The sequence below is a fragment of the Shewanella sp. BJSY2023SW007 genome, from assembly GCF_047314525.1.
GTDB lineage: Bacteria > Pseudomonadota > Gammaproteobacteria > Enterobacterales > Shewanellaceae > Shewanella > Shewanella chilikensis.
Window position 1 is genome coordinate 1 of record NZ_JBKORL010000021.1, and the last position, 1,569, is coordinate 1,569.

General features: G+C 40.6%; 1 protein-coding gene and 1 pseudogene. Both read right to left on the reverse strand.

Annotated elements, in window-relative coordinates:
• Positions 1 to 227: 227 nt before the first annotated feature.
• On the reverse strand, positions 228 to 875 hold the full coding sequence (locus tag ACMHXE_RS04305; protein ID WP_101057800.1) for a DUF1963 domain-containing protein: 648 nt from the start codon (positions 873 to 875) through the stop codon (positions 228 to 230).
• A gap of 133 nt (positions 876 to 1,008) precedes the next feature.
• Positions 1,009 to 1,257: pseudogene (locus ACMHXE_RS04310) on the reverse strand (transposase); the annotation flags it as partial.
• Positions 1,258 to 1,569 lie beyond the last annotated feature (312 nt).

Genomic DNA, 1,569 nt, shown 5'->3' on the forward strand with positions numbered 1-1,569 from the left:
TTTCTGCATGGCATTTTCGCTTCAATCTTATAAATATTCATAACCTATCCTTTAGGGCACTTATTATTCAATGAATGACGAGTTCTATGCTGGAGCTCAAGCAATTCCTTATTTACCCTTTCTTTATCCCAGCCTTCTAACTCTGCACGTTTTTGGTGTCGTTATGATAAACAGCCACTTACACCGAAATTTTATAGCCTCCGGAATTTACTCTTTCAAATCATTATTTAAGATACTTGAATAAAGAAAACTCCAGCATTAGAAAAGTCATCTATTCTTTTACGTAAGAATAAATAACCAGTTGCATCCGAGAGGCCTAAAATCCCACCCTCATCAAACGGTATATCTCCAGAGTATATTTGTGCGGCAAAGTAATATTCATCATCTAATACGCCATAACCAATCAAACCTCTAGGAATTACCTTGGATACAAAAGAGAACGCAGGAAAATCTTCACTATTAACTTCCCTTTTAGTAACCTCAACAGATATTGGTCCAAAATAGTTCTCATTTATAAAATCATCAGACTTTTCACTTAAAAGCACTCTAGAATAGCCTTTACTGATATGTTCAAGCTCTTCACTATCACCATGAAAAGTAATATCATCTAAAAAGTATCTATCGCTTGAATATGTTGAAAATACTGATAATACTTTACCCGCAGGGAATAATTCTTCACCAATCTTATGATTTAGTACTGAACAATCAATCGTAACAACTAGCGCTAACTCCTCCCCCAAAGGATTTACAGGCCAAGGAAAGGCAATGTGAGTACCTCCCCCAAACACAACCCCAGAACCGTCGTCAGCAGTATTAGCTTTTAATTGATATACTGTATCCATACTATTTTTCCCCACATTTTTTAATTCTTTCATAAAACGCTGTTGAATCTGCTTTGAGAACAGAAATACGATCTTCAGGAATTCCCGCTCTCCTCATAGCCTCGCTTGAAATTTCAAGTTCTTCATCAAAACTAGATGCAAATTGATTTGATCCGCACCGCTAATACAGCACATCCTTCATTGCTTCGACTTCCAGCATCTTGTCGGCCAACATCTTTTTGAGCTTGTTATTCTCCGCTTCCAACTCCCTCAGCCGCTTCGCTTCGTTCACTTCCAGCCCGGCATACTTTCTGCGCCAGTTATAGAAAGTGCCCGTGGATATGCCCATTTCACGGCAAATGTCATCGACTTTTGCCCCTGCCTCATGTTGTTTGATGGCCTTGATGATTTGTTCTTCGGTGTAACGTTTCTTCATGTTGAGATCTCCATTGGCTCCAGTGTATTGGAAATCTCATCAATGTCATGGTCTTAAATTCGGGGGAAAGGTCAGTTGCTGCCGGTATTTACGACAGCGGCGGCCAAAGACATCGTAGCGGAAAACATTGTCTCCCTGACGCACTACCCGCCCGGCTTGCTAAAAGATATGGCTGTCCTGTCTTTTTTTCTGTCTTTTTTTTTGTCCTGTCTTTTTTTTTTGATTCTTCGCGAAGTAGGTAGCCGCCTTTTTTAGAATGGCGAGGTCCTCTGCTTGCTCTGCGAGCTGGCGTTTGAGTCGCGCCACTTCGGC